Annotated in this window: 30 protein-coding genes, 1 tRNA gene, 1 pseudogene and 1 riboswitch; of the genes and pseudogenes, 13 read left to right on the forward strand and 19 right to left on the reverse strand. The window is 58.8% G+C overall.

The window, feature by feature from the left end; all coding sequences use genetic code 11:
* Position 1: 1 nt before the first annotated feature.
* From GZ093_RS08415 to GZ093_RS08430, 4 genes are all read right to left on the reverse strand, one after another.
* The gene (locus tag GZ093_RS08415) at positions 2 to 1,555 is read right to left on the reverse strand and encodes a TIGR03016 family PEP-CTERM system-associated outer membrane protein (protein WP_296484783.1); all 1,554 of its coding nucleotides are present in this window, start codon (positions 1,553 to 1,555) and stop codon (positions 2 to 4) included.
* On the reverse strand, positions 1,555 to 2,529 hold the full coding sequence (locus GZ093_RS08420; protein WP_296484786.1) for an XrtA-associated tyrosine autokinase: 975 nt from the start codon (positions 2,527 to 2,529) through the stop codon (positions 1,555 to 1,557). Before GZ093_RS08420 ends, GZ093_RS08415 begins: the two co-directional genes overlap by 1 nt.
* Positions 2,530 to 2,536: 7 nt before the next feature.
* Positions 2,537 to 4,111: an XrtA system polysaccharide chain length determinant gene (locus GZ093_RS08425; protein WP_296484789.1), complete on the reverse strand. Its 1,575-nt coding sequence runs from the start codon at positions 4,109 to 4,111 to the stop codon at positions 2,537 to 2,539.
* Positions 4,112 to 4,194: 83 nt separating this feature from the next.
* On the reverse strand, positions 4,195 to 4,761 hold the full coding sequence (locus GZ093_RS08430; protein ID WP_296484855.1) for an XrtA/PEP-CTERM system exopolysaccharide export protein: 567 nt from the start codon (positions 4,759 to 4,761) through the stop codon (positions 4,195 to 4,197).
* A gap of 288 nt (positions 4,762 to 5,049) precedes the next feature.
* On the opposite strand from GZ093_RS08430, the gene GZ093_RS08435 reads away from it, so the two are divergent.
* Positions 5,050 to 5,511: a low molecular weight protein-tyrosine-phosphatase gene (locus tag GZ093_RS08435; RefSeq protein ID WP_296484790.1), complete on the forward strand. Its 462-nt coding sequence runs from the start codon at positions 5,050 to 5,052 to the stop codon at positions 5,509 to 5,511.
* A gap of 16 nt (positions 5,512 to 5,527) precedes the next feature.
* Here GZ093_RS08435 and GZ093_RS08440 read toward each other — a convergent pair whose 3' ends face one another.
* From GZ093_RS08440 to ahcY, 5 genes are all read right to left on the reverse strand, one after another.
* Positions 5,528 to 6,535 (reverse strand): NAD-dependent epimerase, encoded by a 1,008-nt coding sequence (locus tag GZ093_RS08440; protein ID WP_296484791.1) that lies wholly within the window; start codon positions 6,533 to 6,535, stop codon positions 5,528 to 5,530.
* 38 nt (positions 6,536 to 6,573) lie between these two features.
* The gene (locus GZ093_RS08445) at positions 6,574 to 6,933 is read right to left on the reverse strand and encodes a PilZ domain-containing protein (protein WP_296484794.1); all 360 of its coding nucleotides are present in this window, start codon (positions 6,931 to 6,933) and stop codon (positions 6,574 to 6,576) included.
* Positions 6,934 to 7,229: 296 nt separating this feature from the next.
* On the reverse strand, positions 7,230 to 8,066 hold the full coding sequence (metF, locus tag GZ093_RS08450; RefSeq protein WP_296484801.1) for a methylenetetrahydrofolate reductase [NAD(P)H]: 837 nt from the start codon (positions 8,064 to 8,066) through the stop codon (positions 7,230 to 7,232).
* Positions 8,067 to 8,076: 10 nt separating this feature from the next.
* Positions 8,077 to 8,898 (reverse strand): TlyA family RNA methyltransferase, encoded by an 822-nt coding sequence (locus GZ093_RS08455; RefSeq protein ID WP_296484804.1) that lies wholly within the window; start codon positions 8,896 to 8,898, stop codon positions 8,077 to 8,079.
* 89 nt (positions 8,899 to 8,987) lie between these two features.
* The gene (ahcY, locus tag GZ093_RS08460) at positions 8,988 to 10,439 is read right to left on the reverse strand and encodes an adenosylhomocysteinase (protein WP_296484806.1); all 1,452 of its coding nucleotides are present in this window, start codon (positions 10,437 to 10,439) and stop codon (positions 8,988 to 8,990) included.
* 76 nt (positions 10,440 to 10,515) lie between these two features.
* Positions 10,516 to 10,614, reverse strand: a riboswitch (S-adenosyl-L-homocysteine riboswitch).
* Positions 10,615 to 10,710: 96 nt separating this feature from the next.
* Between ahcY and GZ093_RS08465 the strand changes: the two genes are divergently transcribed.
* The 7 genes from GZ093_RS08465 (at position 10,711) to GZ093_RS08495 (ending at position 17,842) form a co-directional block, all read left to right on the forward strand.
* Positions 10,711 to 12,342, forward strand: a complete 1,632-nt coding sequence (locus tag GZ093_RS08465; RefSeq protein ID WP_296484807.1) for a peptide chain release factor 3 — start codon at positions 10,711 to 10,713, stop codon at positions 12,340 to 12,342.
* A 130-nt stretch (positions 12,343 to 12,472) separates the two neighbouring features.
* Positions 12,473 to 12,925 (forward strand): DUF2721 domain-containing protein, encoded by a 453-nt coding sequence (locus GZ093_RS08470; RefSeq protein WP_296484809.1) that lies wholly within the window; start codon positions 12,473 to 12,475, stop codon positions 12,923 to 12,925.
* A gap of 95 nt (positions 12,926 to 13,020) precedes the next feature.
* Positions 13,021 to 14,910: an ATP-binding cassette domain-containing protein gene (locus GZ093_RS08475; protein ID WP_296484812.1), complete on the forward strand. Its 1,890-nt coding sequence runs from the start codon at positions 13,021 to 13,023 to the stop codon at positions 14,908 to 14,910.
* Between the two features lie 31 nt (positions 14,911 to 14,941).
* Positions 14,942 to 15,250 carry a DnaJ domain-containing protein gene (locus GZ093_RS08480; RefSeq protein ID WP_296484817.1) on the forward strand — a complete coding sequence of 103 codons (309 nt, stop codon included), beginning with the start codon at positions 14,942 to 14,944 and terminating at the stop codon, positions 15,248 to 15,250.
* A complete protein-coding gene (locus GZ093_RS08485; protein WP_296484820.1) occupies positions 15,247 to 15,795 on the forward strand; it encodes a hypothetical protein in 549 nt (182 codons plus the stop codon). Before GZ093_RS08480 ends, GZ093_RS08485 begins: the two co-directional genes overlap by 4 nt.
* Positions 15,796 to 15,813: 18 nt before the next feature.
* Positions 15,814 to 16,560 carry a hypothetical protein gene (locus tag GZ093_RS08490; protein WP_296484821.1) on the forward strand — a complete coding sequence of 249 codons (747 nt, stop codon included), beginning with the start codon at positions 15,814 to 15,816 and terminating at the stop codon, positions 16,558 to 16,560.
* Between the two features lie 31 nt (positions 16,561 to 16,591).
* On the forward strand, positions 16,592 to 17,842 hold the full coding sequence (locus GZ093_RS08495; RefSeq protein ID WP_296484823.1) for a hypothetical protein: 1,251 nt from the start codon (positions 16,592 to 16,594) through the stop codon (positions 17,840 to 17,842).
* Positions 17,843 to 17,861: 19 nt separating this feature from the next.
* Here the strand turns inward: GZ093_RS08495 and GZ093_RS08500 are convergent, their stop codons facing one another.
* Complete coding sequence (locus tag GZ093_RS08500; protein WP_296484826.1) at positions 17,862 to 18,284, reverse strand: CBS domain-containing protein; 423 nt, start codon at positions 18,282 to 18,284, stop codon at positions 17,862 to 17,864.
* 238 nt (positions 18,285 to 18,522) lie between these two features.
* Here GZ093_RS08500 and GZ093_RS08505 point away from each other — a divergent pair, with 238 nt between their 5' ends.
* From GZ093_RS08505 to GZ093_RS08525, 5 genes are all read left to right on the forward strand, one after another.
* The gene (locus tag GZ093_RS08505) at positions 18,523 to 19,038 is read left to right on the forward strand and encodes an anti-sigma factor (protein WP_296484828.1); all 516 of its coding nucleotides are present in this window, start codon (positions 18,523 to 18,525) and stop codon (positions 19,036 to 19,038) included.
* Positions 19,039 to 19,084: 46 nt separating this feature from the next.
* Positions 19,085 to 19,762 carry a hypothetical protein gene (locus GZ093_RS08510; RefSeq protein WP_296484831.1) on the forward strand — a complete coding sequence of 226 codons (678 nt, stop codon included), beginning with the start codon at positions 19,085 to 19,087 and terminating at the stop codon, positions 19,760 to 19,762.
* A 189-nt stretch (positions 19,763 to 19,951) separates the two neighbouring features.
* Entirely contained in the window at positions 19,952 to 20,113 is a 162-nt protein-coding gene (locus GZ093_RS08515; RefSeq protein ID WP_296484858.1) for a helix-turn-helix domain-containing protein, read from the forward strand.
* 103 nt (positions 20,114 to 20,216) lie between these two features.
* Entirely contained in the window at positions 20,217 to 20,540 is a 324-nt protein-coding gene (locus tag GZ093_RS08520; RefSeq protein WP_296484834.1) for a type II toxin-antitoxin system RelE/ParE family toxin, read from the forward strand.
* Complete coding sequence (locus tag GZ093_RS08525) at positions 20,537 to 20,872, forward strand: helix-turn-helix transcriptional regulator (protein WP_296484837.1); 336 nt, start codon at positions 20,537 to 20,539, stop codon at positions 20,870 to 20,872. The genes GZ093_RS08520 and GZ093_RS08525 overlap by 4 nt, the downstream gene beginning before the upstream one ends.
* On the opposite strand, the gene GZ093_RS20835 is transcribed toward GZ093_RS08525, so the two are convergent.
* The 9 genes and pseudogenes from GZ093_RS20835 to GZ093_RS08565 all read right to left on the reverse strand — a co-directional run.
* Positions 20,853 to 21,008, reverse strand: coding sequence for a DUF6538 domain-containing protein (locus GZ093_RS20835; RefSeq protein WP_363260457.1), 156 nt, complete (start codon positions 21,006 to 21,008; stop codon positions 20,853 to 20,855). The genes GZ093_RS08525 and GZ093_RS20835 overlap by 20 nt on opposite strands.
* A gap of 80 nt (positions 21,009 to 21,088) precedes the next feature.
* Positions 21,089 to 21,162, reverse strand: a tRNA-Gly gene (locus GZ093_RS08530).
* 309 nt (positions 21,163 to 21,471) lie between these two features.
* Positions 21,472 to 22,575 carry an ATP-binding protein gene (locus GZ093_RS08535; RefSeq protein WP_296484840.1) on the reverse strand — a complete coding sequence of 368 codons (1,104 nt, stop codon included), beginning with the start codon at positions 22,573 to 22,575 and terminating at the stop codon, positions 21,472 to 21,474.
* 334 nt (positions 22,576 to 22,909) lie between these two features.
* Entirely contained in the window at positions 22,910 to 23,209 is a 300-nt protein-coding gene (locus tag GZ093_RS08540; protein ID WP_296484841.1) for a flagellar protein FliT, read from the reverse strand.
* A 13-nt stretch (positions 23,210 to 23,222) separates the two neighbouring features.
* Positions 23,223 to 23,642 (reverse strand): flagellar export chaperone FliS, encoded by a 420-nt coding sequence (gene fliS / locus GZ093_RS08545; RefSeq protein ID WP_296484844.1) that lies wholly within the window; start codon positions 23,640 to 23,642, stop codon positions 23,223 to 23,225.
* 84 nt (positions 23,643 to 23,726) lie between these two features.
* On the reverse strand, positions 23,727 to 25,214 hold the full coding sequence (gene fliD, locus GZ093_RS08550) for a flagellar filament capping protein FliD (protein WP_296484845.1): 1,488 nt from the start codon (positions 25,212 to 25,214) through the stop codon (positions 23,727 to 23,729).
* A gap of 156 nt (positions 25,215 to 25,370) precedes the next feature.
* Positions 25,371 to 25,729 (reverse strand): annotated as a pseudogene (locus tag GZ093_RS08555) (transcriptional regulator).
* Positions 25,719 to 26,027 carry a type II toxin-antitoxin system HigB family toxin gene (locus tag GZ093_RS08560; protein WP_296484860.1) on the reverse strand — a complete coding sequence of 103 codons (309 nt, stop codon included), beginning with the start codon at positions 26,025 to 26,027 and terminating at the stop codon, positions 25,719 to 25,721. Before GZ093_RS08560 ends, GZ093_RS08555 begins: the two are co-directional and overlap by 11 nt.
* A gap of 132 nt (positions 26,028 to 26,159) precedes the next feature.
* Positions 26,160 to 26,589: flagellin (locus tag GZ093_RS08565; RefSeq protein ID WP_296484852.1), on the reverse strand; the 430-nt coding region annotated here is incomplete at its 5' end.

A 26,589-nucleotide genomic window follows, 5' to 3' on the forward strand; every position in this document is an offset into this window, starting at 1 on the left:
GTCAGAACTGCACATTGAGGCTGAGAGTGATGGCGGTTTCGCCATAAGGCGCAGTAACGCTGCTGTAGACGACGCGCCGAACGCCGACCGACGCTGCGGCGTTTTTCCCGAATTTGCCTGTGATATTGATGCTCAGCAAGCGCAAGCGTGAATCTTGCAGGCTCGACACCCCCTCGGTGTTTTGTTGTGATGCCAGCACACCCAGCGAATACTCGGGCGTCAGGCGATGCGCATAATTGACGCTGAAACCACGCTGGCGAATCAACGTTGCGCTATTGGGATCAAAACCGACCGACAAGGTGTCCAACCTGCTGCTCTCGCTGCGCGTGGCAACAAACGTGATGGTGTCTCGCACACCGAGCAGCGCGAAGGACAGATTTTGCAGAAGTTGCAGGGAGACCGCCGATGCCAAAAAGCTGCTGATGACAGGGGCATTGGGGTTGATACCGTTGCTCTGCAAATAAGTATTGACCAGGCGGGCCCGCGCGACCGCATCAGGCTCAATTGAAGCAAACTGGATGAACAGGAGATCGTAGATAGCACCCAGACTGGCAAAACCAGCTTGGTTGGGCGTGGTTGAAACATCTTTTGAGTCAGAAAACCTCCAGGCGGTGCGCGGTGTTCGGTGCTCAAAGCTGACGCTGTGCGCATCGCCGAATGGACGATGATCCAGGGACGCTGACAACTTCGTCCGCTCCGATGGCGCCCAGTTCAAGCCGACACCGCTGGTGTCGTAACTTTCCATATCAAGCGTGGTGTAGTTGTTGGTCTCACGCCCAGCCCTGGCCGACACGCTGAGCTGCGGCGTAATCGCATACGACAAACCCAGGTTGAGTCGATTGGCTTCAGTCTGGCGACCAGCGCTGTAGTCGGCAGTCTGCTGGCTGGCATCTGCCGACCAGCCTAGATTGCCAAAGGCGCGATCTGCACTCACTTTGGCAACCGCATCGCCGGTTGTCACATCCGAGCCAAGGCCCGAATCACTGCTGCTGATGGCGCGGCTGTAGCGTGCCTCGTAGTTGGCCACATTGCCCAGCCGGCCGCGCACGTAGGGTGACAGACGATAAGTCGAGACCTCGGTCCGGTTCGGGTTGACAGACGTGTTGTCAACGGACTGCGCGCCAAAGGCTGAAATCGCCTGTTGCGAAATGTTGCCGCTGAAATCGAGATAGGCCCAGTTGTCGAGCACCTCCAGCGTGCCAAACGTGTTGAGGGCGTTTTGCGACCGCTGGGGCGATGAGTCTTGCGCGTAAAACAATTCATTGCGCGAATAGTCAAAGTAGGCTTGAAGGCGAGCGCCCCCGACACTGATTCGAATGCCGGGGCTAACCTGGGTAATCTGGTCTGACTGCGGGTTGGCAGAACTCAGCGCCACGTTGTTTGTGATGACTTCGGAGACAGAGACACGCGGCACAACCGACACCAGACGTAAGGCGCCTGCATCTGCAACGCCTTCCTGCGCATAGGCGCCCCCCGATGCCATCATGAGCAGCACCGCAGTCGGAACGTCAGCCAGCCGGCAGCGCAACTTTCTCAATGTGGGCGCGCTAGGCATCATGACTGCGTTGACAAGGATGACAAACCCGACTGCGCAGGCTCGTACCCGTAGCTGTAGCCGCTCCCATACCCATACCCATACCCATACCCACCTTTGAAAGCGGCCCTCGCCTGATTCAACAACATCAACTTCACGGGGCAAGCTTCAATCGTGGCAAGCGCGTGGACCACATCTGACTGCAGCGTCTTCTCGGCCTGAACCACCACCACGACCTGGCCCATATTGGAGGCCAGCACGCGCGACTCAGTGGCAAGAAGAAGCGGCGGCGAATCGAAAATAATGATGCGATCGGTATAGCGGGTAGCCATATCCGTGAGCAGACGGGTCATGGCGTCACTGGCCAATAATTCGGTCGCCCGCGGATGCGCCGTGCCGCTGGGCAACAAGGTCAGTTTGTCAATGTTCGTTCGTAGCAGCACGCTGGACAAGTCCTTCGACTCGTCGAGCACCAGGTCGAGCAGTCCGGGGCCATCCGCCAAGCCCATCACACTCATCACGGTGGGACGCAAAACGTCGGCATCGACCAGCATGACGGTGTAATCGAGCTCGGTCGCCATGCTCATCGCCAGATTGATGGCGGTAAACGTCTTGCCTTCGCCGGGTAGCGCGCTGGTCACCATGATCAGGTTGCCATTGACCACGGTCGAGGCGCCTCTTCCCACAGCGTTGCTGATCAAGGGCCGCTTGACGACCCGGTATTGATCGGCGATCTGGGATCGTGGCGCATTCGGGCTGACAATGCCCGCTTTTGCGAGCGCGTCCAGATCAATTTCAACGCGTCGTGACGTTGCGCCAGACATAGAGCCAGGCGTCGCCGCCGCCTCGGCCACTCGGGGGGCCTCGGCCACCCGCTGCCAATTGTCGTCAGGAACGTGAGCCACAGGCGTCACGGGCGTCACGCCGGGCATCTCGGCGCCGGCTTGACGAAGCTGTTCCAGGCGCACTGCCGCCTGCTCGATTAAGCTAGTCATAGTTGGTTCATCCTGGCCGTCCGGAGATCACTGAAAAAATGATCATTCCGGCTAAAAAAACGCCTACCAAGCCGCCTGAAGCGGCCCAAAACTTTTTCAGTTCCAGCTTTTCCCTCAGCACCGCTCCATCGTCCATCACCAAGGTCACCACACCCAGCAGCGGCAATCCAAGGACCTCTTTCAAGGAACGCGCATCGTAAAAAACAGCACGCAATTGACTCGCGATAAAGGTCACGGCCAAGCCAGCACCCAAGGCGGCCAACAGGGCAAGCGGCATCAACAGCAGACGGTTAGGCGCCACCGGTTTGGGCGAAGCACGCGGCGGATCAATCAGGCGAAAGTCGGCCATACCTGCGGCACTGTCCAGGTCGCCGGACATGGCGGCTGACTCTCTTCTGGACACCAGGTCGTTGTAGTTCTTCTTGTTGATGTCGTAGTCGCGATTCAATTGCGCAAATTCAGCCTCGATCTGGGGTGCCGTCTTCATCAGCTCGCGGGCCCTGGCAAAACGTGCCTCGTACTCACCCACCCTGGCCCGCAACGCAGCGACCTGCACCTCGGAGGTCGCAAACAGGCGATTGAGCTCCTGGTAAGCCAGACTGTTGGCAGACGCCGCGGCCGGGTTGGCCATCGCGGTCTTGCGCAGTTCCTGCAATTCTTTGCCTTTGAGGATCTCGAGCTCCTGGATCAGGCGTCGGGTGCTGACCACATCGGGATGCTGCTCGGTGAAACGCTGCAGCAGCCCATCAAGCTGGCGTTTCTGTGCCTCTATGCGCGCATCGATTTCGGGCGTTGAGCTCTGCATGGCAGACTCCTGCAGCAGACTGCGCGAGGTGATGTTGGCGTTCTGATCTTTTTCGGCCTCCAGTTGACGTTTGGCCGAGTCCCGGCCGTTCTCCGCCTCACGCAGCTCCAGACGCGCCTGGCTCAGTTGACTGCTGATGGCACTGACCTGTCCGGCCATGTCTTGCCCATCCGCATTTTGAAGCTCCATATTGCGCAGCCTGAATTGCTTCAAACGGGCTTCGGCTTCTTCGAGCTTCGTCACATACGTTTGGATCTGCTCGTCAATGAATTTGCGCGCGGTGTTGGAGTCCTTGCGGCTATCGCCCAGACTGGACTCAACAAAGATTGACACCAGCGACTGCACCACCCGCTTGGCTTTGTCGGGGCTTGAGTCGCGGTAAGACAATACGTAAAGGTTGTCCCGCCCTACATTCTTGATTTCAAGCGTTTTCATCAAGCCATCAATCAACGCATCCTGCGCGCTCTTGGACTGGGCTTTCAGGTCAAGGTCAGCCATGCGAATGAGTTTTTCAACATTGGGGCGACTGATCAGCGTGCGACTCAACATCACCACCTGTTGATCCACATTGGGCTGCACCGCCAATCCCGACATCAAGGGTTTCAGAATCGACTGTGTGTCTACAAAAATACGGGCAGAGGCCTCGTACTTGTCAGGCACCGACAGCACCACAAACATGCCGATTGCGGTGACCACCCAGGCCACCAACAGGCCCAGCCAGCGATGCTTCCACATGCCGCGGGCAGCGGTGACTATTTGGCTAATGAGCTCATCCATCAGATTTGATCTTTTTGGTCAAGTTTGGAACACCACCAAGCCGTCGTCACGCGACTCAGGCAGGCAGCCAGAAAGAGGCGGCTTTAGAACCAGCCTTGCGGAATGATCAGAACGTCGCCCGGTTTCATCTCGACATTGGCGGAAATATCGCCGCGCTTGATCAGGTCTTTGAGTCGCACCGCATAGCGCTTGTCACCTTCTGAGGCACGTGTGATGGAAGCCGCATTGCCATCGGCGAAGTCGGTCAGCCCCCCCACAGCAATCATCACATCAAGCACCGTCATTTTTTGCTTGTACGGCAAGGCCTGGGGTCGGGCCGCCTCGCCAACGACCCGTATTTGCTCGCTGTACGGCCCCACAAAACTGGTCACGATGATCGTCACCACCGGATCACGCACCAGCTTGGCCAGGGCCTTCTCGACGTCACGCGCAATCTCGACCGAGGTCTTGCCCTGGGCCACCAACTCATCCACCAGCGGCGTTGACACCTTGCCGTCAGGGCGAACCGGTACCGACATCGAAAGCTCAGGATTACGCCAAACGATGATGTTGAGGGTGTCACCGGCACCCACCACATAGTCGTAATCGGTTGAGGCGGCGGCCATGGGCGCGGGCGGATAAGCTGATAAATTGGCACACGCAGCCACCATGCCCGTTATCAGACCGAAGGCGACCCAACGGATCGCATTTTTGACAATGCCATAGAAACTTTTCAAAGCGTATCCCCTGTACAAGTTGAAGGTGTCCGATGGGCTTACGCACTGGAACTGAATTTCCAGTCCTGATGGTGCATCGCCCCCCGAATCACGCCTTGAAGTCTGCGCTGATCGGCACGTGCTAAATTGATATTTCTCAAGAAACACCGAAAATTGCCCAACGATATAAATGGCGCAGTGGATGTGCTTTTTGAGAGGTGTCACACCCTAGAATCAGGCGCTATGACCAAGCTGCTGATGGTGTGTATGGCCAATACCTGTCGCTCTCCGATGGCGCAAGCCGTTACCCGCAAGCTGGCTGTCGAGGCCGGAATTGAACCACCGTTTGAGGTGGATTGCGCCGGCACCCACGCGCACCACCTGGGCGAGCGACCCGACCGCCGGGCCGCGCTGACGCTGGCGCGTCACGGCTACGAAATGGGCCGCGTTCGTTCTCGCAGAATTACCGTACAGGACTTCCAGTCTTTTGACCTGATTCTGGCGATGGATACCAGTAATTTGACCGAGCTGCGCCGACTCTGCCCGCTCGAACAGATGGATAAATTGCATTTATTGCTGGACTTTGCCGAAGACGTCGAGGAGGTCGAAGTCCCCGATCCGTATTACGGCAACCAGGAAGGGTTTGATCATGTTCTGGCCCTGTGCGAGGCAGGCGCCACGGGCTTGATCCGGCGCCTTTTCTGACTAACCGGACAGCCAACTAGACCTGGTAATAGTCGCGGTACCAAGCCACAAAGCGGGCAATCCCCCGCTCAATCGGGGTGCCGGGTACAAAACCAACCCAGTCGCTCAAGGCATCGGTATTGGCATAGGTAGCGGGCACATCACCGTCCTGCAAGGGCAATAGATTTTTCTCCGCCTTGCGGCCCAGGGCCTCCTCGATGCAGGCGATGAAGTCGAGCAAGGGCACCGGCTTGTTGTTGCCAATGTTGAACACCCGGTAGGGCGCGTTGCTGGTCGCCGGGTCAGCCAGCGCCGGGTCATAAACTGGATTGGGGCAGGCGACGCGATCCAGCACCCGAACGACGCCTTCGACGATGTCGTCGACAAAGGTGAAATCACGCTGCATCTGGCCATAGTTGAAAACGTCTATAGCGCGGCCATCCAGAATCGCCTTGGTAAACAAAAACAAGGCCATGTCAGGCCGACCCCAGGGACCATAAACCGTGAAAAAACGCAGGCCGGTGGTGGGTAGACCATACAAATGACTGTAGGTGTGCGCCATCAGTTCATTGGCCTTCTTCGTGGCAGCATAAAGACTGACCGGGTGATCGACGCTGTCGTGCTCGGAAAACGGCATGTTGGTGTTGCCACCGTAGACGCTGGAACTGGAGGCGTAGACCAGGTGCTGCACTTGTGCGTGGCGGCAAGCCTCCAGCACATTCATGAAACCGACAATGTTGCTGTCGATGTAGGCATGCGGATTTTGCAGGGAATAGCGCACACCGGCCTGGGCCGCCAAGTGAATAACGCGGTCAAATTTTTCATCGACAAAAAGTTGCGCCATGGCCTGTCGATCAGCCACATCCATTTTCACGAAGCGAAAACCCGCGTGCGGGCTCAAGCGTTTGAGGCGATCTTCTTTCAGGGTGACATCGTAATAGTCATTGAGGTTGTCCAGCCCCAGCACTTCATCGCCGCGCGCCAGCAAACGCAGTGCGGTCGTCATGCCAATGAAGCCGGCCGCCCCCGTCAGAAGAATTTTCATGGCGTGATGTTCAATCAGAAGTTGCTTGTGGGCGCATCTTAATGGGTGTGTGCCAGCCAAGCCGCGTCGATATCAATGACTTCTGCAGGATTTGAAAAAAAAGAATCATCAAACCTCGCGGCAATACCGTGCACACCGTCCTTGTGCTCGACCCGAAGCACTTGACCGTCGCACACCAACTTCAATTTTTCACCTCGAACCGTCATCTCAACCGCAAAGTACAGGTGCGACCCCAGTGCCGGCGCAGCCTCTATTTCAAAATAAATGCCCGTCGCGCTGATATTGCGGGCCAGACCACGAAGATTGCCGATTTCGACGGGCAACTCGGTCTCGAATCGGACCGCGCCGCGCTCATGCATCAATAGTGGTTTCTTGTTCTGGGTTCTTAGGTGTTTCATGCTTCGACAACATCAGTGACTCACGCAATGCGAACAACAGTCAAAGCCCGCCATTGCGCAAGCTCGGCCCCGTAGACCACTGACTTGCAAGAATTATGCCCAAGCAACCAATATGTAAATTAATTTTTACATATCAATGACTTGCAAAAGTGATTGCTTCCAGGCAGCCGCCTCTTGCGCAACTCTGGCGCTGGTCTGTAAACAAATCCGACACTTCCGCCAACGTTAGCCTGCGGCCAAGAACTGGATTAGCGTGGTTCCCATCCAGTACCGGCCAATCGACTGGGCACCGGCACTTAGCCCAGCCTATGGCAGATTTCCAGCGTGGCAGCGCTCTGGTTCATGCTGTAAAAGTGCAGGCCGGGCGCCCCCCCGGCGCGCAGCTGCAAGCACAGATCAGTCACCACATCCAGGCCAAACGCCTTGATGGAGGCTACGTCATCGCCAAAATTTTGCAGTCGCAAGCGAATCCAGCGCGGAATCTCGGCGCCACAGGCGTCACTGAAGCGCATCAGCTGGGTCGAGCTGGCAATCGGCATGATGCCGGGCACGATCGGCAGACTCAGACCCAGCGCGTCCACCTCTTCGACAAAGCGGAAATAGGCGTCAGCGTTGTAGAAATACTGGGTGATGGCGGAGTTGGCGCCCGCCTTGACTTTGGCGGCAAAGGCCTGCAGGTCGGCGGCAGGCGAGCGGGCCTGCGGGTGTATCTCGGGGTAAGCGGCCACCTCGATGTGAAAGTCATCGCCGGTCTCGGCCCGCACAAATTCCACCAGGTCGCTGGCGTAATGGAACTCGCCCCCAATGCCAAAGCCGCTGGGCAAATCGCCGCGCAGCGCCACCAGGCGCCTGACGCCCATGGCTTTGAGAATGCCCAGTTGCTCACGCACCTTGGCGTGAGTCGCACCGATGCAGGAGATGTGCGAGGCCGCCTGCACGCCCTCGGCCAGAATGTCGCGCACGGTGTTGAACGTGCCTTCTTGCGTCGAGCCGCCGGCGCCAAAGGTGACCGAGCAAAACTCGGGCTTCAAGGTGTACAACTGCTGGCGCACCCCGCGCAGCTTGTCGACGCCTTCGGGCGTTTTGGGAGGGAAGAACTCAACACTGATGGGAATGGGAGAGGTCGCGGTCATGACGGACTTTCTAATCTTTCGGCTTGACGGCGGCGATGAAAAACTCGCGGTTGCCGTCGCCACCGGCAATCGGTGAATCGAACCAGGCCGTCACCGTCAGCCCCAGCGCGGCGCAAGCCTCACGCAGGCGCTGCTCCACCAGCAGGTACATGGCGGCATCCTTCACGATGCCGCCTTTGCCAACCTGACCCGGTTGCAGTTCAAACTGCGGCTTGACCAGCGTCAGCAGCGTGCCGCCGCTCTTGAGCAGTGGCACCACGGCGGGCAACACCAGGGTTTGCGAGATGAACGACAGGTCGGCCACGATCAGGTCGAATTCGGGCGCGAACTCAACCACGTCCGCAGCCCCTTCTTCGACATCAAATTGACCCTCAGCCCCCGTGCTGTCTTCATAAGCAGCTACTAAATCTGAAGCAACCAGCGCGCGCGCGTTGACTTTTTCAAGACACAGCACGCGCGGGTCTTCGCGCAGGCTGGGGTGCAATTGGCCGCTGCCCACGTCCACCCCGACGACCGAGGCGGCGCCGTGCTGCAGCAGGCAGTCGCTAAAGCCACCGGTCGACTGGCCCACATCCAGACAGGCCAGTCCGGTCACCGCCAGGCCGACCTGTTGGAGCGCGGCCTCCAGTTTGAGGCCGCCGCGTGACACATAGCGCGCCTCGGCGTCGTTGAGCAGCTTGATTTCGGCCTCCAGCGGTATCTCGTCGCCGTTTTTGCTGACGGTCTTCCACTGTGCGCCCTTAAGCCACTGCACGCCGTCGGCAATCAGGCGCTGGGCCTGCGAGCGCGTGCTGGCCAGTTGCCGTTGCACGAGTAATTGGTCAGCACGCATAGAGGGGTTTGTCATTCATAAAAGGGCAAGGCAGGGCTTGCGGATGCGGCGCCCCGGAACGCGTCCGGGGCCGGGTTGCCGCACAAGGATCAATAACGGTAGCTGTCCGCCTTGTAAGGGCCGGCTTTGCTCACGCCAATGTAGGCGGCTTGCTCGTCGGTCAGCTCGGACAGCATGGCGCCGACCTTGCCCAGGTGCAGGCGCGCCACTTTTTCGTCCAGGTGCTTGGGCAGCACATAAACCTTACCGACTTTGTATTCCTTGGGCTTGGTGAAGAGTTCGATCTGCGCAATCGTCTGGTTCGCAAAGCTCGAACTCATCACAAAGCTGGGGTGGCCGGTGCCACAACCCAAATTCACCAACCGACCCTTGGCCAACAGGATGATGCGCTTAGCGGGCTTCTTTCCCTTGGCCGGGAAGATCACATGGTCCACTTGCGGCTTGATCTCTTCCCACTTGCACTTGGACAGCGAGGCGACGTCGATTTCATTGTCAAAGTGACCAATGTTGCAGACGATGGCCTGGTCTTTCATGGCATCCATGTGCTTGTAGGTGATGACGTTCTTGTTGCCGGTAGCAGACACAAAAATATCGCACTTGTCGGCCGCATATTCCATGGTGACAACCTTGTAGCCCTCCATCGCGGCTTGCAGCGCGTTGATTGGGTCGACTTCAGTCACCCAGACCTGGGCAGAGAGCGCACGCAGCGCCTGGGCCGAGCCTTTGCCGACGTCGCCGTAACCGGCCACGCACGCCACTTTGCCGGCGATCATCACGTCGGTGGCGCGCTTGATGGCGTCCACCAGCGACTCGCGGCAGCCGTACAGGTTGTCGAACTTGCTCTTGGTCACCGAGTCGTTGACGTTGATGGCACGCAGCGCCAGTTCGCCCTTGGCCGACATCTCGTTCAAACGCAGCACGCCGGTGGTGGTCTCTTCGGTCACGCCAATGATATTTTTCAGGCGGCGGCTGTACCAGGTCGGGTCCAGCGCCAGCTTGGCCGTGATGGCGGCAAACAGGCAGATTTCTTCTTCGCTGCCTGGATTGGCCAGCACGCTGATGTCTTTCTCGGCCTTGGTGCCCAGGTGCATCAGCAAAGTGGCGTCGCCGCCGTCGTCCAGAATCATGTTCGGGCCTTCAGCCGCCGAACCCTTCTTGCCGCCGAATTCAAAGATGCGGTGGGTGTAGTCCCAGTAGTCGGTCAGGGTCTCGCCCTTGTAGGCAAACACCGGGGTGCCCGCTTCAACCAGCGCAGCGGCGGCGTGGTCTTGCGTGGAAAAAATATTGCACGAGGCCCAGCGCACGTCGGCGCCCAGCGCCTGCAGGGTTTCGACCAGCACAGCGGTCTGGATCGTCATGTGCAGCGAACCGGTGATGCGCGCGCCTTTCAAAGGCTGGGCTTGGGCAAATTCTTCACGAATCGCCATCAGGCCGGGCATTTCGGTCTGGGCGATATTGAGTTCCTTGCGGCCCCAGGCGGCGAGGTTGATGTCGGCGATGACGTGGTCGGGTTGGTTGACAGGTTTAGTTACGGTGCGCATGGCTCACTCCAAAAGTTGATTTGAAAAGCACTGAACTGCGCGGAGAACTTTTTGGAAAAGGCTCACCCCACAGACCAGTGGGTGAGCGCGGTTGATGCGATGCTTTGGCCATCAGGCCCAAGCATGCGGTCCGAGCCTCGTTCAACATGTGTGAACTGCAACGCTCCTCGGAAGGCGATAATTCTACCTTTTCCAGACTTTCATCGTCTGCCGCTGCGCGCGCACGTCTCCAGAACGAGCGGCGCAAGCTGATCGCCTCCAGCCCAAATTCATGACCTACCAAGCCGAAACCCGTCGCCGCCGCACCTTTGCCATCATCTCCCACCCCGATGCGGGTAAAACCACGCTGACGGAAAAGCTGTTGCTGTTCTCGGGCGCGATCCAGATCGCAGGCTCGGTGAAAGCCCGCAAAGCGACGCGCCACGCCACCAGCGACTGGATGGAAATCGAGAAGCAGCGCGGCATCTCGGTGGCCTCTAGCGTGATGCAAATGGTCTACCGCGACCATGTGATCAACCTGCTCGACACCCCGGGCCACAAGGACTTCTCCGAGGACACCTACCGCGTGCTCACGGCGGTGGACTCGGCGCTGATGGTGATTGACGCGGCCAACGGCGTCGAGTCGCAGACCCGCCGCCTGATCGAGGTCTGCCGCCAGCGCAACACGCCGATCATCACCTTCATCAACAAGATGGACCGCGAAGTGCGCGACCCGCTGGACATTCTGGACGAGGTCGAGCGCGAGCTCGGCATGCCGTGCGTGCCCATGACCTGGCCGGTGGGCCAGGGCAAGACCTTCGGCGGCATCATCAACCTGCGCACCCATGTGATGACGGTGTTTGAGTCGGGCAGTCAGCGCCTGCCGCACGACTTTGACGCCATGCCCTTGTCCGACCCCGCTGCCCTGCAAGCCCGTTTTGGCAGCGAGTGGCTGACCGCGCTGGAAAGCATGGAACTGGCCACCGGCGCCTCCCCTGCGTTCGACCGCGAGGCTTTTCTGGAGGGCAAGCAAACCCCGGTGTTCTTCGGCTCGGGTGTAAACAACTTTGGTGTGATGGAGGTGCTCGATGCGCTGGTCGACCTGGCGCCCTCACCCGGTCCGCGCACCAGCTCGTTCGTGGTCAACAAACAGCCGGTCATCAAACAGGTGCAGCCCGAAGACGACGCTTTCTCAGGCGTGGTGTTCAAGGTGCAGGCCAATATGGATGCGAACCACCGCGACCGCATCGCCTTTGTGCGCATCGCCTCGGGCAAGTACACGCCCGGCTTGAAACTCAAAGTCATGCGCACCGGCAAGGAGCTGCGCCCCACCAGCGTGGTGACCTTCATGAGCCAGCGCCGCGAGGCGGTCGAGGAGGCCTACGCTGGCGACATCATCGGCTTCACCACGCACGGCGGCGTGCAACTGGGCGACACCATCACCGACGGTTCGGTGAACCTGCTGTTCACCGGTTTGCCGTTCTTTGCGCCCGAGATGTTCATGACCGTGGTGCTGAGGAACCCGCTGCGCACCAAACAGCTGCAGCAAGGGCTGGCGCAGCTCGGTGAAGAAGGCGCCATTCAGGTGTTCCGGCCCGAGATGGGCGGCAACATGCTGCTCGGGGCCATCGGCCAGTTGCAGTTTGAGGTGGTGCAGCACCGGCTCAAAGGTGAATACGACGCCGACATCCGCCTGGAGCCCAGCCAGTACACCGGCGCGCGCTGGATCACCGCTGACTCGCCCCAAGAACTGAAAGACTTTGTTTACGCCTACCCGCAGCGCATGGCGCGCGATGCAGCTGACACGCTGGCCTATTTGTGCACCAGCCCGTACGACGTGCGGCTGGCGCAGGAGCGTTTTCCCAAGATTCACTTTCACCCGCTGCGCGAGCACGCAGGGCTGGCGTTGCAGGCCGCAGGTTGAGTAGCCTGGTCAGCCAGAAAATTTATATGAAACAGGGCGGTAGCCCTTATATGACGGTCGTTAGCAGCTACTATTAACAGAGCAACCATGCGTTGTTGAGTGCCCTTCCAATCGTGCCCAAGGAGTCACCATGTTTTTTACCACCGACCTCGCCACCATCTCGCACGGCATTCAGCTCGCCGTCGCCCCGGTGTTTTTGCTGACCGCCGTATCCGGCATGATCGGCGCGGTGGCGGGGCGACTGGCGCGCATCATTGACCGCGCGCGCCTGCTGGAAGATCGAATAGAGGCGGCCCCGGCAGACAACCCCATGACGGTGCAATACGTCGAGCTGGCGCGCCTGCGTAAACGCGGCGCACTGGTTAACGCCTGCATTGCGCTTCTGACCTTTTGCTCCATCTTGATCGGCCTGACCATCGTGGTCTTGTTTCTCGGTGAAACGACCGAGCTGCAGATTTATCGCATCGCAACGTTTTGTTTTCTGTCGGGGGTTCTTTTTTTCCTGGTGGCGCTGTTGTGCTTTTTTGCCGAAACCCTGTTGGCGACGCGCATCCTCAAGTTCGGGCACCCCAGAGACCTATGAGCCCAACGCCCGGTCCGCAAAGCCCTTGAATAAAAGACTGTGAGCGGGCTCAGCGCAGCGCGCTTGAGGCCGGGGGGCGGGATAATCCTCCCCCTATGGCATTAATTACCTTTCTCAACGCGCAGCTGGCTTTCGGCCACGTGGCCTTACTCGATCACACCGACTTTGCACTGGAAACGGGCGAGCGCGTCGGCCTGATTGGACGCAACGGCACCGGCAAGACCTCCTTTCTGAAAATCCTCGCCGGGTTTGAAAAAGCCGATGACGGCGTGCTGCAATTGCAGCAAAACCTGCGCCTGGCCTATGTCGCGCAGGAGCCTCAGCTCGACCAGGACGCTACTGTTTTTGTAGCTGCTAGCGCCGGCATTGCGGGGGTTATCGCGCTAATTGATCAATATTGCGAGGGGGTGGGCGACCTTGACGCCCTGCAAAGCCAGATTGAAGCGCTGGGCGGCTGGAACTGGGAGCAGCGCGTCACGGAAACGCTGCACCGCCTGCATCTCAATGAGAACGACATCGTTGGCACGCTCTCGGGCGGCACCAAGAAACGGGTCGCACTGGCGCAAGCGCTGGTGGCAGAGCCCGACGTGCTGCTGCTGGACGAGCCCACCAACCACCTCGACCTGGACTCGATCGAATGGCTCGAAGACCTGCTGATCGGCTTCAAGGGCAGCGTCGTGGCCATCACCCATGACCGGAGTTTTCTGGACCGGGTGGCGACGCGCATCATCGAACTGGACCGCGGCATCCTGCGTTCCTATGACGGCAATTACGCCCGCTACCAGCTGCTCAAGGAAGATCAGCTGGCGCAGGAAGCGGTCATCAGCGCCAAGGCCGACCGACTGCTGGTGCAGGAAGAAATCTGGATCCGCAAAGGTGTGGAAGCGCGGCGCACCCGCAGCGAGAGCCGCATCGTGCGCCTGGAAAATCTGCGCGCCAGCCGCAAGGCGCACCGTGACGCCGTGGGCAAAGTCAAAATGGACGTGGCCTCCGGCGCCGTCAGTGGCAAGTTGGTGGCCGAGTTGACGCAGGTCAGCCTGTCCTTCGGCGACAAGGTCATCATCAAGGACTTTTCTGCCACCCTTTTGCGCGGCGACAAGATCGGCCTGCTCGGCCCCAATGGCGCGGGCAAGACGACCTTGCTCAAGCTCATTCTGGGTGAATTGGTGCCCGACAGCGGCAAGGTTCGCACGGGCACGAACCTGCAGGTCGCCTACTTTGACCAGATGCGCAACGCGCTCGATCTTGACGCCACGCTGGTGGACTTCATCAGCCCGGGCAGCGAATGGATCGAGATTGGCAACCAGCGCAAGCACGTCAAGAGCTACCTGGGCGACTTCCTGTTTTCACCGGCGCGCGCCAACTCTCCCGTGCGCTCGCTCTCAGGCGGCGAGCGCAACCGGCTACTGCTCGCGCGCCTGTTCGCCCGGCCCGCCAACGTGCTGGTGCTCGACGAGCCGACCAACGACCTGGACATCGAAACCCTGGAACTGCTGGAAGAACTGCTGCAAAACTACGCGGGCACGGTGTTTCTGGTCAGCCACGACCGCACCTTTCTGGACAACGTCGTGACCAGCACCATTGCCTATGACGGCGACGGGCTGTGGCGCGAGTACGAAGGCGGCGTGCAGGATTGGCTGATCCAGTCGAAACGCAGCAAGGAGATTCAGGCTGCAGCTAATTTGATAGCTGCTAACGCACAGCAGACGGGGGCTAGAGGCCAAAAGAGCATAAAGTCCAACGACAACACGAAAAACGTGACGGCGCAAAAACTCAGCAACAAGGCGCAGCGCGAGGTCGACACCTTGCAGGCCAGAATTGACGTGCTGGAGCAGGAGCAGGCCGCCCTGCGCGCCACGCTGACCGACACCACCCTCTACGCCAAAGACCCCGCCCGCGCGACCGAGCTGTACGCGCGCGACGCCGCGATTGACGAAGAGCTGCTGGCGGCCCTGGCGCGCTGGGAAGAACTCTCGGCGATCTGAACCAGCGCGCCTTCAGACCCTCAAAGCCCGCATGACCGACCACTACGCCACCTTAGGCCTGCGCAGCGATGCGACGTTGGCCGACATTAAAAAGGCCTTTCGCCAACAAGCCTCGCTGCACCACCCTGACCGCAATGCCGCCGCCAACGCCGCCGCGCGTTTTCGCGCCGTGCAAGAGGCGTATGAAGTGCTCTCTGATGCGGCCAAACGCCAGGCTTACGACGACAATCGACGCCGCAACCTGCTCGACAACCCGCTCGATACCGCACGCGAGATTTGGCAGCATTATTTTGACCCGTTGCTGCGCCATGCCCAAGACACAAAGAGTCCAAGACCATGAATATTTCACCATTTTTCCGCAACCTGCGCTCAGCCTATGAGTCCGAGCTGGACGACTTGAGGTTTGACTCCGAAGGCCACGACGTGCTGCGCCAGCGGCTGGCCCAAAGGCGCAAGGAACTGGCGTTCCTGCTGCAGATGATGGCGCTTAGCCCCGAGATGGTGGCGGTCGTCCTGCACCAGGGTTTGACGTTCAAATCGCCCGCGATGATGGAGCACCTGCTGAGCCTGGCGCCGGAAGATTTCCCCGACTGGGACGCTCTGGCCGAGGCGGTCCACCTGGCACCCTGGACGAACGAGCTGGTGCAGGCGATCCGCAAGGAGCCGATGGGCGACTGGTTCTTGACCGTCGCTGCCGCCCTGGAATACATGCACCACAAGCCCGCTTCGGCGCCCGCCCGCATCCACGACCCCGAGGATGAGGTCGAAGAAGACCTTGAGCCAGAAATGAACCCGCTGGACGCTGAAGAAGAAAATGTCGCCCGCAAGCGCGAAGAAGCCGGCGCCGACTGGATGGTCGAGCAGGGCTTCGACCGCAAAGACTAGAAGAAACCCTAAAAAAAAATGAACCACCTTGCCCTCATCACCAAAACCCAGAGCCTGATTGCATCAGGCGACATCGTCGGCGCCGAAGCCGCCCTGGTCGAGTTGGCCGACACCGAGGGCGATTCAGCGCTGATGCTGGTGTTGGAGCAACTGCCTGCCAAAGACATCCTGGCGGTGATCCGCGAATACGACAATTCCAAGGAGTCAGTCATCAATCTGTTGGTGACGCCCAAGCAGTTTGCCCACGCGGTGGTGATTGAAAAGCAGTACAAGGACCTGACCCGCAGCCACCTGCGCGGCATGGTCAATTCGATCATCTTCCGGGATGAGGCGGATCCCCTTGAGTTCTTGAACGCGATGGGCGACCTCGAAGGTGGCGCCGAGGCGCTGGCCGACTATTTTGAAGAAAAATGGAGCCGCATTGAAGCCTTTGCCCGCACCGGCAGCTTTGATGCCGTCGACGACGACGGCCAGATCCTGTCCGAGACGGCCCTGCTGGCCTCGGCCTATGTGCAGCCGCGCATCGAACAGGACGAAGTGGCCGACCACGACTGGATGGAGCTGGCCTGGCTCCTGCGCTACCAGTGCCCGGACCTGTTCATTGAAATGCTGCTGGTGCTGCGCGCCAAGGCACGTGCGTTTGAGGCCGGACTCGGCGAGGAAGAGGAAATGCCCGACGATGACGGCAAGGTCGAAACCGGCGACACCGACCGCGGCAAAGCGACACCGGCGGCGCTTGAGTCCGACGAAGAATCCGCGATCTAAGCACCACGAGAACCCAGCGCCTTACGTCACCATGCCACAGTCTGCCGGCGCTGCCGCGTCCCTCGCCCCACCGTCGTCCGTTTCGCTCTATGACACGCGCCCATTCTTTGAAAAGGCACTGCTGTTTGGCGTGCAACACGGCATCATCGACCAGCAGAAACTCGATGCCATTGGCAACGAGGCGCCCAAAGGCATGGTGCAAATTGCGCGCTACTTCGGCACCGAGTTCTTGCGCCCGGAGCTGGAAAAAGCCAAAGATCGCATCATCAATCTGGTCAGCCTCTACCTGGAGCACAGCAGCGGCGGCGACCTGCGACTGGCTGCCGAATCGCTGCGCGATCACTCGTTTCTATCTCGCTCCAAGGGCGGCTCCGACCTGCTCAAGGCTTTGCTGGCGATGCCGCAAAACAGCCACTTCGGCATGAACGAACGCACCGGTTTCAGCGATGACAAGATTCCGCTGCTCGCCAAATGGTCGCTGGCCAGCCTGAGCGACTACCAGGCCGAACTGGACAAGCGCAGCCAAGTGGCGCAGGTGATGGATGCGGCGATCTGGTTGGCGGGCGCGTTGGGCCTGGAGGCCGACGAACTGGAAGACGCTGGCCCCGACGCCGAGGCCGTGATCCGCACCGCGCTGTTGACGCTGGCCAGCGGAGGCCGCACGATGCCCGATTGGGTCGGGTTTGAAAAGATGGTGTTGGCGCTGCGCAAAAAGTATGACGGGGCGGCTGACGTGGCCAGCCTGTTCCCGATCAATGCGCCACCCAAGCTGCCCAGCCAGTTCGCGGCCGTGCTGCAAAAAGTGCAGCAGTCGGTGCGGGCTGATTTGCCCAGAATTCTGGACACCACGGTCCCCGTCAGAAAATTGTTTAACCAGACGCCGGCCTTCGTGGGTCGGTATTTCTGGCTCGAAGACAGTTTGAGCGAGGTTGATGACTATGACCGCTCGGCGTCACTGGCCTGGCACAAGATCATCGGTGGACACGACGACGAAGGCTCGCTGATCACCCTGTTTTTGTGCATTGCCAGCGCTAGCACGCCCAAGACGCTGTTGACCGAAAAAGGGGCGGTCACGCTGGTTCGCAAGATCCGAAAAACCGGCCTCAGCCCCGATCTGGCCAGCCAGTACATCCGAACCCATGCCCCCGCACAGCATCAGGACGACTATATTCAGATGTGGCTGACCTTCTGCGATGAAGCCCAGCCGACGCTGCAAAGTGATTACGACTACGAACTGAAAGACGCACTCGCGCTCTTACGGCGCGAATGCAATGTGAAGTAGCTTTTATTCCGGGAGCGAGCTAGCGCAGGTGTTCGCGCCGCCGCGCTTCAAAAACGTACTCTTCCAGGTCCGGGTCCATCGCATTGCGCGACGAGATGATGCCCACCGGGCGGCCGTTCTCCACCACCGGCACATGACGAAAACCGTTCTCTTGCATGATCAGCAGCGCGTGTCCGTAGGTCTTGCCCGGCTCCAGCGTTTTGGGCTCCACGGTCATGACCTCGGTGAGCTGCGTGGTGTTGGCATCGCGCCCCTTGGCAATCACGCGGAAAACCGCATCGCGCTCGGTAAAAATGCCAAGCAGGTGCTCCTCGGCGACCACCAGGACAGCGCCCACGTTCCTCTCAGCCATCAACCTAGCGGCGTTGCTGACGGTGGTTTCTGGCGGAGCAGTCAGAAATTTCTTCCGCTCCATGATGCTTTTAATAGGTTGATCGAACATGACGGCCTCCAAGATTGCATGCTAGCCGTCCTTTTGCACTCCTCTTTTGACCCAGATCAACCCTGACTGGAAGCCCGTCGTTAATGGGACAAAATTCCAGCTATGCACTCCAAGACCGCTGCAGGCACCAGCATTTTTTGCGTTAGGATGAAACCGTCTGCAGCTTCAAACTGCAGGTTTTAGATTCACCCACCAAGGACATTCATGGGCGACAGCAAGTTCCAACGCATCAATCTCGATGCTTGACCCCACGCCATTTGAGCCGCCGCGCGGGCACATCGACTGGTGGCGTGCGGCCACCATTGCTTGCCTGCTGATCATTGCTGTCGCCACCGCCACAGGCGTGAGCATGTTTGAACAGTTCAAGGCGCAGATTCATCACCTGCAAGCCCAGCTGCAACATACCGCGCAAATCAAATACATCGCAGTGCTGCTCGACAACCAGCAGGCGCCAGCCATGTTGATCACGCTGGACCCCCAAGAAGGCGCACTGCAAATTCAGCGTCTCAATAGCCTGACCGAAGGCCGTTCTGACAGCATGCAACTGTGGGCGCTGCCCGCCAACGGCCAGCCACGTGCACTCGGCGTTCTGCAAAGCACCGGCAAGACCGTGCGACTCCCGGCCAGCGACAATACGCTGGTTGACGTCGCCCAACTGGCCATCAGTGTAGAAAACAAAGACGATGCCAGGCCGCGCAACCAACCCAGCCTGCCTTATCTGTTCAAGGGTTCAGTTGTGCAAAAGGCGTTGTGAGCCAGCACGAACTCATATCACCATCCCACTCCCAAAGGATTTCCCCATGTCACTTTCCAGCGCAACACTGTCAGCCATTCAACAGGCTGGCGCCGCCGCCTACGCGGCCGATACCGAACTCAAAAATGCGGTCAAAGGCTACGCAGCGCGGGTGAACGCTGCCATGAGCGCCAACCCCTACGGCCTGGGCAATGACGCGCTGTTCGAGAACTGGAAGGTGGTCGCCCGACTCTCGCAAACGATCAGCGGGATCGAAGAGGAACTCAACAAGGTCTACCGCGTCGCGTCAGAACTGACCGCCGACGACCAGCCGAGCGTGCGAGACACACCCGCGCTTGCCGCGCCAAAGACGGCTTCAGTCGGGCCGGCCTTGCGCCGTCAACCTGACTTGACAACGATTGATGTGGTGGCGAAGCGAAAGAAAAAAACCGCAGCCTCTAAACCCCGAAAGCCCAAGACCCAAGCGAGCCCGCGCCCGATCACACCAACTGGCACAGCGACGAGCCCGGTGGAACGCGGCGGCAACGCCGCCACACTGCTGCAGCACCTGAAGACCCTGCTGGACTCCAAAAACTATACCGTGATCAATCAGACCGCCGTTGGGCATGCGACTGGCATTCCCCTCGGGTCCATGACGGCGGCCATCAAGAAACTGACTGAAAGCGGTGAAGTCGTTGCCGGGCCGAGCGGGGGCTTCAAGCTCTCAAATCTTCACGGCAAATGATTTTTGGGGGCCGATAGTCCCGTGAAGCCACAGGTTGAGTAGGGGGGACTGATCGACTGGAGCGGGTGAAGGGAAAGCGCAACCCTCCAGAGCAGCAACAGCGGGAACTGCCCCACGGGCGCGTTGCAATGAGGCAATCAGGGTATCGACTTCACCACCAAGGGTGTTTACAAGAGGCGCAAATTCTCGCTGAATGCCGAACAGATCAACCAGATCAGTTATCGCGCGGCAGCGGGGGAGTCCAAAGCCGCGATAGCACGGGAGTTTGGGATCAGCCGGGAAACCGTTTACTCGTACCTGCGTCAGGGTAGCTCCACAGTCGCCGCGGCAGCGACTGCAAATGCCGATTGAGGCGTCGTAGAGGTTTCGACATCTCGATGACGCAGGGTGGCTACTGGTTCCCTCGACCAGCAGACGGACTTGAAATTTATTAACATGAATGTTATATTTAACCGTGTCTTATCAGATTGAATACTTCAACGCCAACGCCAAAGCATCCCTCGATGCGTGGCCAGTCGGACTGAAGGCAAGGTATTTGGCCTTGTTGATGCGAATGACGGAACATGGCCCGGACCTCGGGATGCCGCACACCAGGGCGATGGGGAATGGGCTGTTCGAGGTGCGAGTGAAGGCGGGCGAAGGAATTGGCCGCGCGTTTTACTGCACGATGGTGGGCAAGCGCATTGTGGTGTTGCACGGCTTCATCAAAAAGACCGATAAAACACCCGCGAAGGAAATGGCGATCGCCCATGATCGCTTGAAGGAGCTGAAATCATGAAAACTGCTACACAACCGAACAATACTTACGCCCCGGTCGCGTTCGACCCCGGCGCGGAAGTGGCGCGTCTGAAGCAGACCAGCCCGGCATTCGCTCGCGCTTGGAATGCCCAGGCCGAAGAATTTGACGCACTCGACGCGCTCTTGGAGGCCCGCAAGCGGGCGGGGTTGACGCAAGCCCAGGTGGCTGATTTGATGGGAGTAAAGCAGTCGTCCCTCGCCCGGGTAGAGGCTTCTCTGGCGTCCCACAGCCATGCGCCTTCACTGACCACGCTTCGGAAATACGCGCAGGCCGTTGGCTGCAAGCTCGAACTCAGGATGGTGCCGCAATAGGGTGCGATACGACGGTCGATTGCCGCCGCTCAGTCGATGCGATGACCTCGCGTTTTCGGTAGACTTGGCGAAGCTGGGCAGGGACGACAATGCGAAGAACGTAGATGCCGGAAGGTCGGCGGAAAAGATTCTGCATGGCACACCTTTGTATGAGTGTGCTGTATCGGGGCAGGCGATTCTTGATTTATGCATTTAAATCAATAGCTTGGCGAGATGTGGAGCGGGTGAAGGGAATCGAACCCTCGTATGAAGCTTGGGAAGCTGCCGTTCTACCATTGAACTACACCCGCATGGTAAGTCATTGACTTTAAATGACTTTTTCTGGCTGAAACTACAGCGTAGCTCAGTGAAGTGGCGAATTCTACCCCTAAAATTTTAGCCCCATCCTAAGCACCGGCTGGCTGTGAAATGCTGCACCTTGGCGCCTAGCGCGCCTGGCTAGGGGCGCGCACCCCCGGTCACGACCACCTTGGAATCTCACCAGCTCAAACAGGAAATAGGCGGGACGGCTCGAATGCGACAGGTATCCGGGCAATAACGCCTTGACGCAGGCTCTCGTACACAGGTCTGGCGGTAGAAATGGCCAGTGCCGCTGCCGACTATTCTCCCAGAAACGCTTCGCGCCAACCTCGAACTTCACAGCCTTGGCGGGCATATCGCCCTTCGCCGCCGAACACTATCGTCGGGGTTAAGGCATCAAGACCCGCCAGCGCTTGCCACTTATGCACGCCTTGGGGCCAGTCTGATGCAAACGTGCTGCCCGATTTGATTTCAATGGCCTGCAGGCCTTGCGGGGTTTCAAACACCACGTCGACTTCGTTGCCCGTACTGTCGCGCCAGAAATAAAGCTCAGCGCTTTGCCCGGCGTTGTAACGCTGCTTGAGCAACTCCGACACCACCCAGGTCTCAAACAAAGCACCGCGTGCCGAGTGCGTCTGCAAAGTTGCCAGGTCACGAATGCCGAGCAGCCACGCCATCAACCCAACATCCAAAAAATACAGTTTGGGGGTTTTCACCAAGCGTTTGCCAAAATTGCGGTGATAGGGCGGCAGACGCGTCACCAAATAACTGGTTTCCAGCACGCTCAGCCAATGCCGTGCCGTGACGGCGGAGATGCCGCAGTCAGCCCCCAACGATGCCAAGTTGAGCAACTGGCCCGAGCGAGCAGCGCACATCCGCACAAAGCGTTGAAACTGCCCCAAATCCCGTACCGCTAACAACTGGCGCACATCGCGCTCCAAATAAGTCGCCACGTAGTTGGGAAACCAGTCGGCCGGGGCCAAGTCGCGGTCGTAAAGAGCGGGGTAACAGCCGGTCAAAAGCAAGGCATCCAAGGTCGCTGGCAAGTGGGCAGCGCCCAATTCAGCGGCACTGAGCGGCAACAATTCGACCCGGCCCACACGCCCTGCCAGCGATTGCGTCATGCCAGCCATGAGGTCAAACTGCGCCGACCCGGTGAGCACGAAATCGCCCATGCGCTGGCGCTCATCCACCCACCGCTGCAGCCACGACAGCAGGGCCGGGCAACGCTGCACCTCGTCCAAAATGGCCCCATCGGGGAAACGCGCCAAAAAACGACGTGGATCTGTCTGAGCAAACTCTCGCTCGTCCGGGTTTTCAAGTGACACGTAGGGCTTGTTGGCGAACAAGGTGCGCGCCAGTGTGGTTTTGCCCGACTGCCTAGGCCCGGCAAGTGCAACCACGGGGAAGCCCTTGGCGAGTCGCTCAAGCGTTGCTGAAGCAAGCCGTGGAATCATCTTTTACAAATCGAAAGTTTTTATTTTGATTTGTAATTTTAACAACGCGAAAGTAAAAAGGCGACCACTTTTCGGTGTGAGCGGCGAAAGGCAATGACACTGCTTGGGTTAACAGGGCCAGCACGCACGCCGTGTGGTACCTGTTTGGCCTGCGCCAGCATGGGAACACCACCAGCTTGCCGGCGCAAGTTTGGCTGCGTGGCAGGTTCGACTTTTTTCGAAAGAAATCAGCCTCCAGCCCTCGTATCCATTGATTAAACAGCTATTAAAATAGTAGTTTCTAATGCAAGAACTGGCGCTGCCCGTCCAGATTTTGTTCGCAGTGCGTGAGCCACGGCTCGGCCAGGTAGCGAATCTGGGCATCGTTGTGCAGGATGCGCTGCATGATGCGGGTCTTTTCGGTGCGCTGCTCAGGCAACAATTGCTCGTTGCTACCCCGCACACGCAATTGCTCGATCAACACGGCACAGGCACCCTCAAAGCGCACCACTTGCTCCCAGTCTTCGTCTTTGGCGGCGTTGAGCATTTTGAGGCTGCTGTCTTCGATGGCTTTGTAATAGTCAATCAGCATGAGGGGCATTTCTGTACTCCCGTTAGTGAGACGGCGGCAACTCAGAAGCCTGCTCACCAATCTGCTTCCAGCCATCGGCCAGCGGTTCGATCACACGAATCACATCGGCCAGGGCGGCATCGTCATTGCGCAGATTAGCTTCCGTGAGCCGAAGCGCACAGTAGCCATACAAACCATTGAGATTGGCGGCAATGTCGCCACCTTGCGTCAGGTTCAAGGCCGGCTTGAGCGCCTCGTCAATGATGCGCACGGCCTTGTTGATCTTCTCGCCCTTGGCCGCAATATCACCGCGCTTCAAAGCAGCGCGGGCAGCACCCACATTCTTGAGCAAGCCATCCAGCAGCATCGCGACCAATTGGTGCGGGCTGGCCTGGCTGACCGCCGTCTCCACGCTGACCCGTTGATAGGCAGAAGCTGAGCGAGAACTGACTGAAGTAAACATGCTGCGTTCCATTTTGTTTGTTACTTTATTTATCGGCATGTCAGCGCGTAACTCAAGCAAATTTGTACAGTGGAAAGAGGTTGTTTAGGCGGTGGACTTGTTCCAGGTCGCCACCTGCTGAGTCACATAAGCGTTAAGGGCGTTCAGTTGCGCCATCTGGGCGTCCAGGGCGCTGTACTGCTTGCGCAAACGGGTTTCGAACAGGGCTGCGCGGTCATTCACTTTGGTTTGTTCTTTGGTGTTGCTGTCAAGATTTTTTTGTAGCGCCGCCGCCTTATTTGTGACTGAACCACCGCTTGCCGCTACGCCACGCCCCAGATCCCTGAATTTCAAGGCAAAGCCGTTGGTCAACGGGTTGCTGTTGTTATTGGTAAAAAGCTGCTGCAAGGTCGTGCCGTTATTGGCAGCGGCGCTCAGCTTGGGGGTATTGATGGTCAGCGAGCCGTCCAGCTGGCGCTCAAGCCCCATATCTGACAAGCGCTGAGAACTGGCACCCAGGCTGGCAGAGCCGAGCATATTGCGCAATATGTTTTGCAGCCCCACGACCGAGGAATCGCCCTGGAACAGCCCCGCCGTCTTGGTGGCAGCGTCGTATCTCGTTAAATCAGTCAGCGACTTATTCAGCTTGTTGTAAGCGGTCACAAAGTCCGACACATTTTTGACAGCTGGCGTCACGTCTTCGCTGATCGCCATGGTGAGCGGTGACTTGAGCTCACCCGGGAGGCCATAGCTGGTGGTGGTTGTCGCAACCAACTTGATAGTGACACCCGGAATGTTGTCAGCCAGCGTGTTGGTAGCCGAGGTGACGGCCAGACCGTTAATGCGGGCCTTCGCGTCTTGGGCATACTGCACCGGAATACCCGCTGTAGCCATGCCAGAAGCCAAACCGGTTAACGGATCAACAGTCGCAGGATCGAACGCAAGCTGCGACAAACCCGCATTGTCATTGTTGGTTGCATCAGCGTCGGCAACCGTCATTCTGAAACCCGCCGCAGCACCCGTACTCTTGGACTGTAGCAGCAGGCGCTCATTGGTTCCGTCATTGAAGACAGATGCCACCACGCCAGCATTCGTGCCATTAATCTTGGCGGCAATCGTGGCAATGGTGTCGGTCGCCTCGACCGTCACATTCACACTGGCCGCCGCGCCGGGTGTAAATGCCGCACCACCCGCACTCCACGTGCCCAGTTGCAGCGTCAGCGTGCCCGCACCTGGCATGGTGCCGGGCGCCACAGCAGCTGATGAACCCGATTGCGATTGCGCCAGCTGATCGACATCCAGACTGAAGGAGGTGGCATTGGCCGTACCCGTCGCCGTGATGGTGGCGGCACTGGTGTTGGACGATGCAGCGTTGCGCGCACCCCATGTGCTCGCCACGGAGATTCGGCTGGCCACATCGGTCAGTGCGGCAAACTGCGACTGAATCTCGCCAAAGGCCGAAATCTGGGACTGCACATTGGTCGCCTTGAGGGCCAGCGTTTTAAGTGGCGACTTCTCCAGCGCGACCAATTGAGAAACAATGCTGTTGACGTCCAGCCCACTGCCAATGCCAGTTGATGAAATGGTAGCCATACAAACCTCCCGAACAAAGCGAACACACAAGATTATCGCCAGCAAGCACCAAGGACAAACACTGCATAAGGCCGGCAATCCACGCGCATTTGGCGTGTGCCGCAGCCTCGGCAAAAGGCCGACTCGTCCATCTATATCGGCAGACCCGCGAAAAAGTTAAGCACTCGCAGCCAACAGGCTTTCATAGGGAATATGCAATCCGGCGTGCAAGCGCTTCACCATTTGCAGACTGAGCCGACGCTTCCGGCTCAGCTCTTCGGAAACTCGACCACTTGAGTCAATGTAGGGCTCAGGTCCTTGGGGGTGAGCCCTTGCTGCTCCATTCTGAATTTGATGGCCTGAACCGGATCAGCAAGGCCTATCGGGAAATGCCTGTGTTCATAGGCTTCCATGAGCGTGACAAGAATTTCCATCTCGTCCGCCGCTGGCGTCCCCTCTTGCGCCTGAAATATCGGCTCCAGTCGCTTGAACGCAGCGCGCAAGTCGTCATCGGTTCGGACTGGCTCAATATTCATTGACTCTCTCCAGGTTAATTTGGTCATACCGCGCATGGGTTCCCAAAAACTTCACCCAGACTATCGCGGCTCGATATTGAGCCTCCACGACCAAGCGGTATTTGTTCCCCGCAATGTTGAACACCACCCTGTTGTTGCCACAAATGCTTGCGCTGCTGTACTGCGCCTTCATGTTCTGAGGGGTCAGCCTGTTTGCCTTCATCGCCTCGTCAAACCAGCTTTGCAAAGCACCTTTTGAATCGGCACATTGCGGCTGACACCAAAATTTGACCAAGGTACTCTTGGCCACAATCCGCATAAAGTAAATCTTCCATTTTGGGAAATTGTAAAAAATGGCCAATAAAAAAGCGACGACAGTCAGACTGTCGTCGCCTTCGGTTGCGAACCCCTTAACTTCTTAATCCGGGTTCAGCGCCTGCCCTGATTACCTTTAGCGCAACAGCGCCAGCACACCTTGTGGCAACTGGTTCGCCTGCGCCACCATGGCGGTACCAGCTTGTTGCAGAACCTGTGAACGGGACAGGTTGGCCGTTTCCGCCGCGAAGTCGGCATCCTGAATCCGGCTACGCGAGGCGGACAAGTTTTCCGACGTCGTTTGCAGGCTGGTCACCACCGAAGTGAAACGGTTTTGATAGGCACCGAGCGAAGCACGCGAAGCACTCACTGTGGACAGGGCGCCGTCAATCGTACCCAGCGCTGCGGTGGCTGCGCTGGCAGTCAGCACATTCATCGAAGAGATCTTGGTCGCTGTGGCAAGGGTTGTGCTTGCAGTGAAACCGGCACTGGCGGGCGCGGTGCCAGCAATGGTGATACCGGCGCTGCTGGTTGAATCAAGGGTGACAGTACCCACGGTGGTCGCG

Source organism: Rhodoferax sp., from assembly GCF_010365055.1.
GTDB lineage: Bacteria > Pseudomonadota > Gammaproteobacteria > Burkholderiales > Burkholderiaceae_C > Rhodoferax.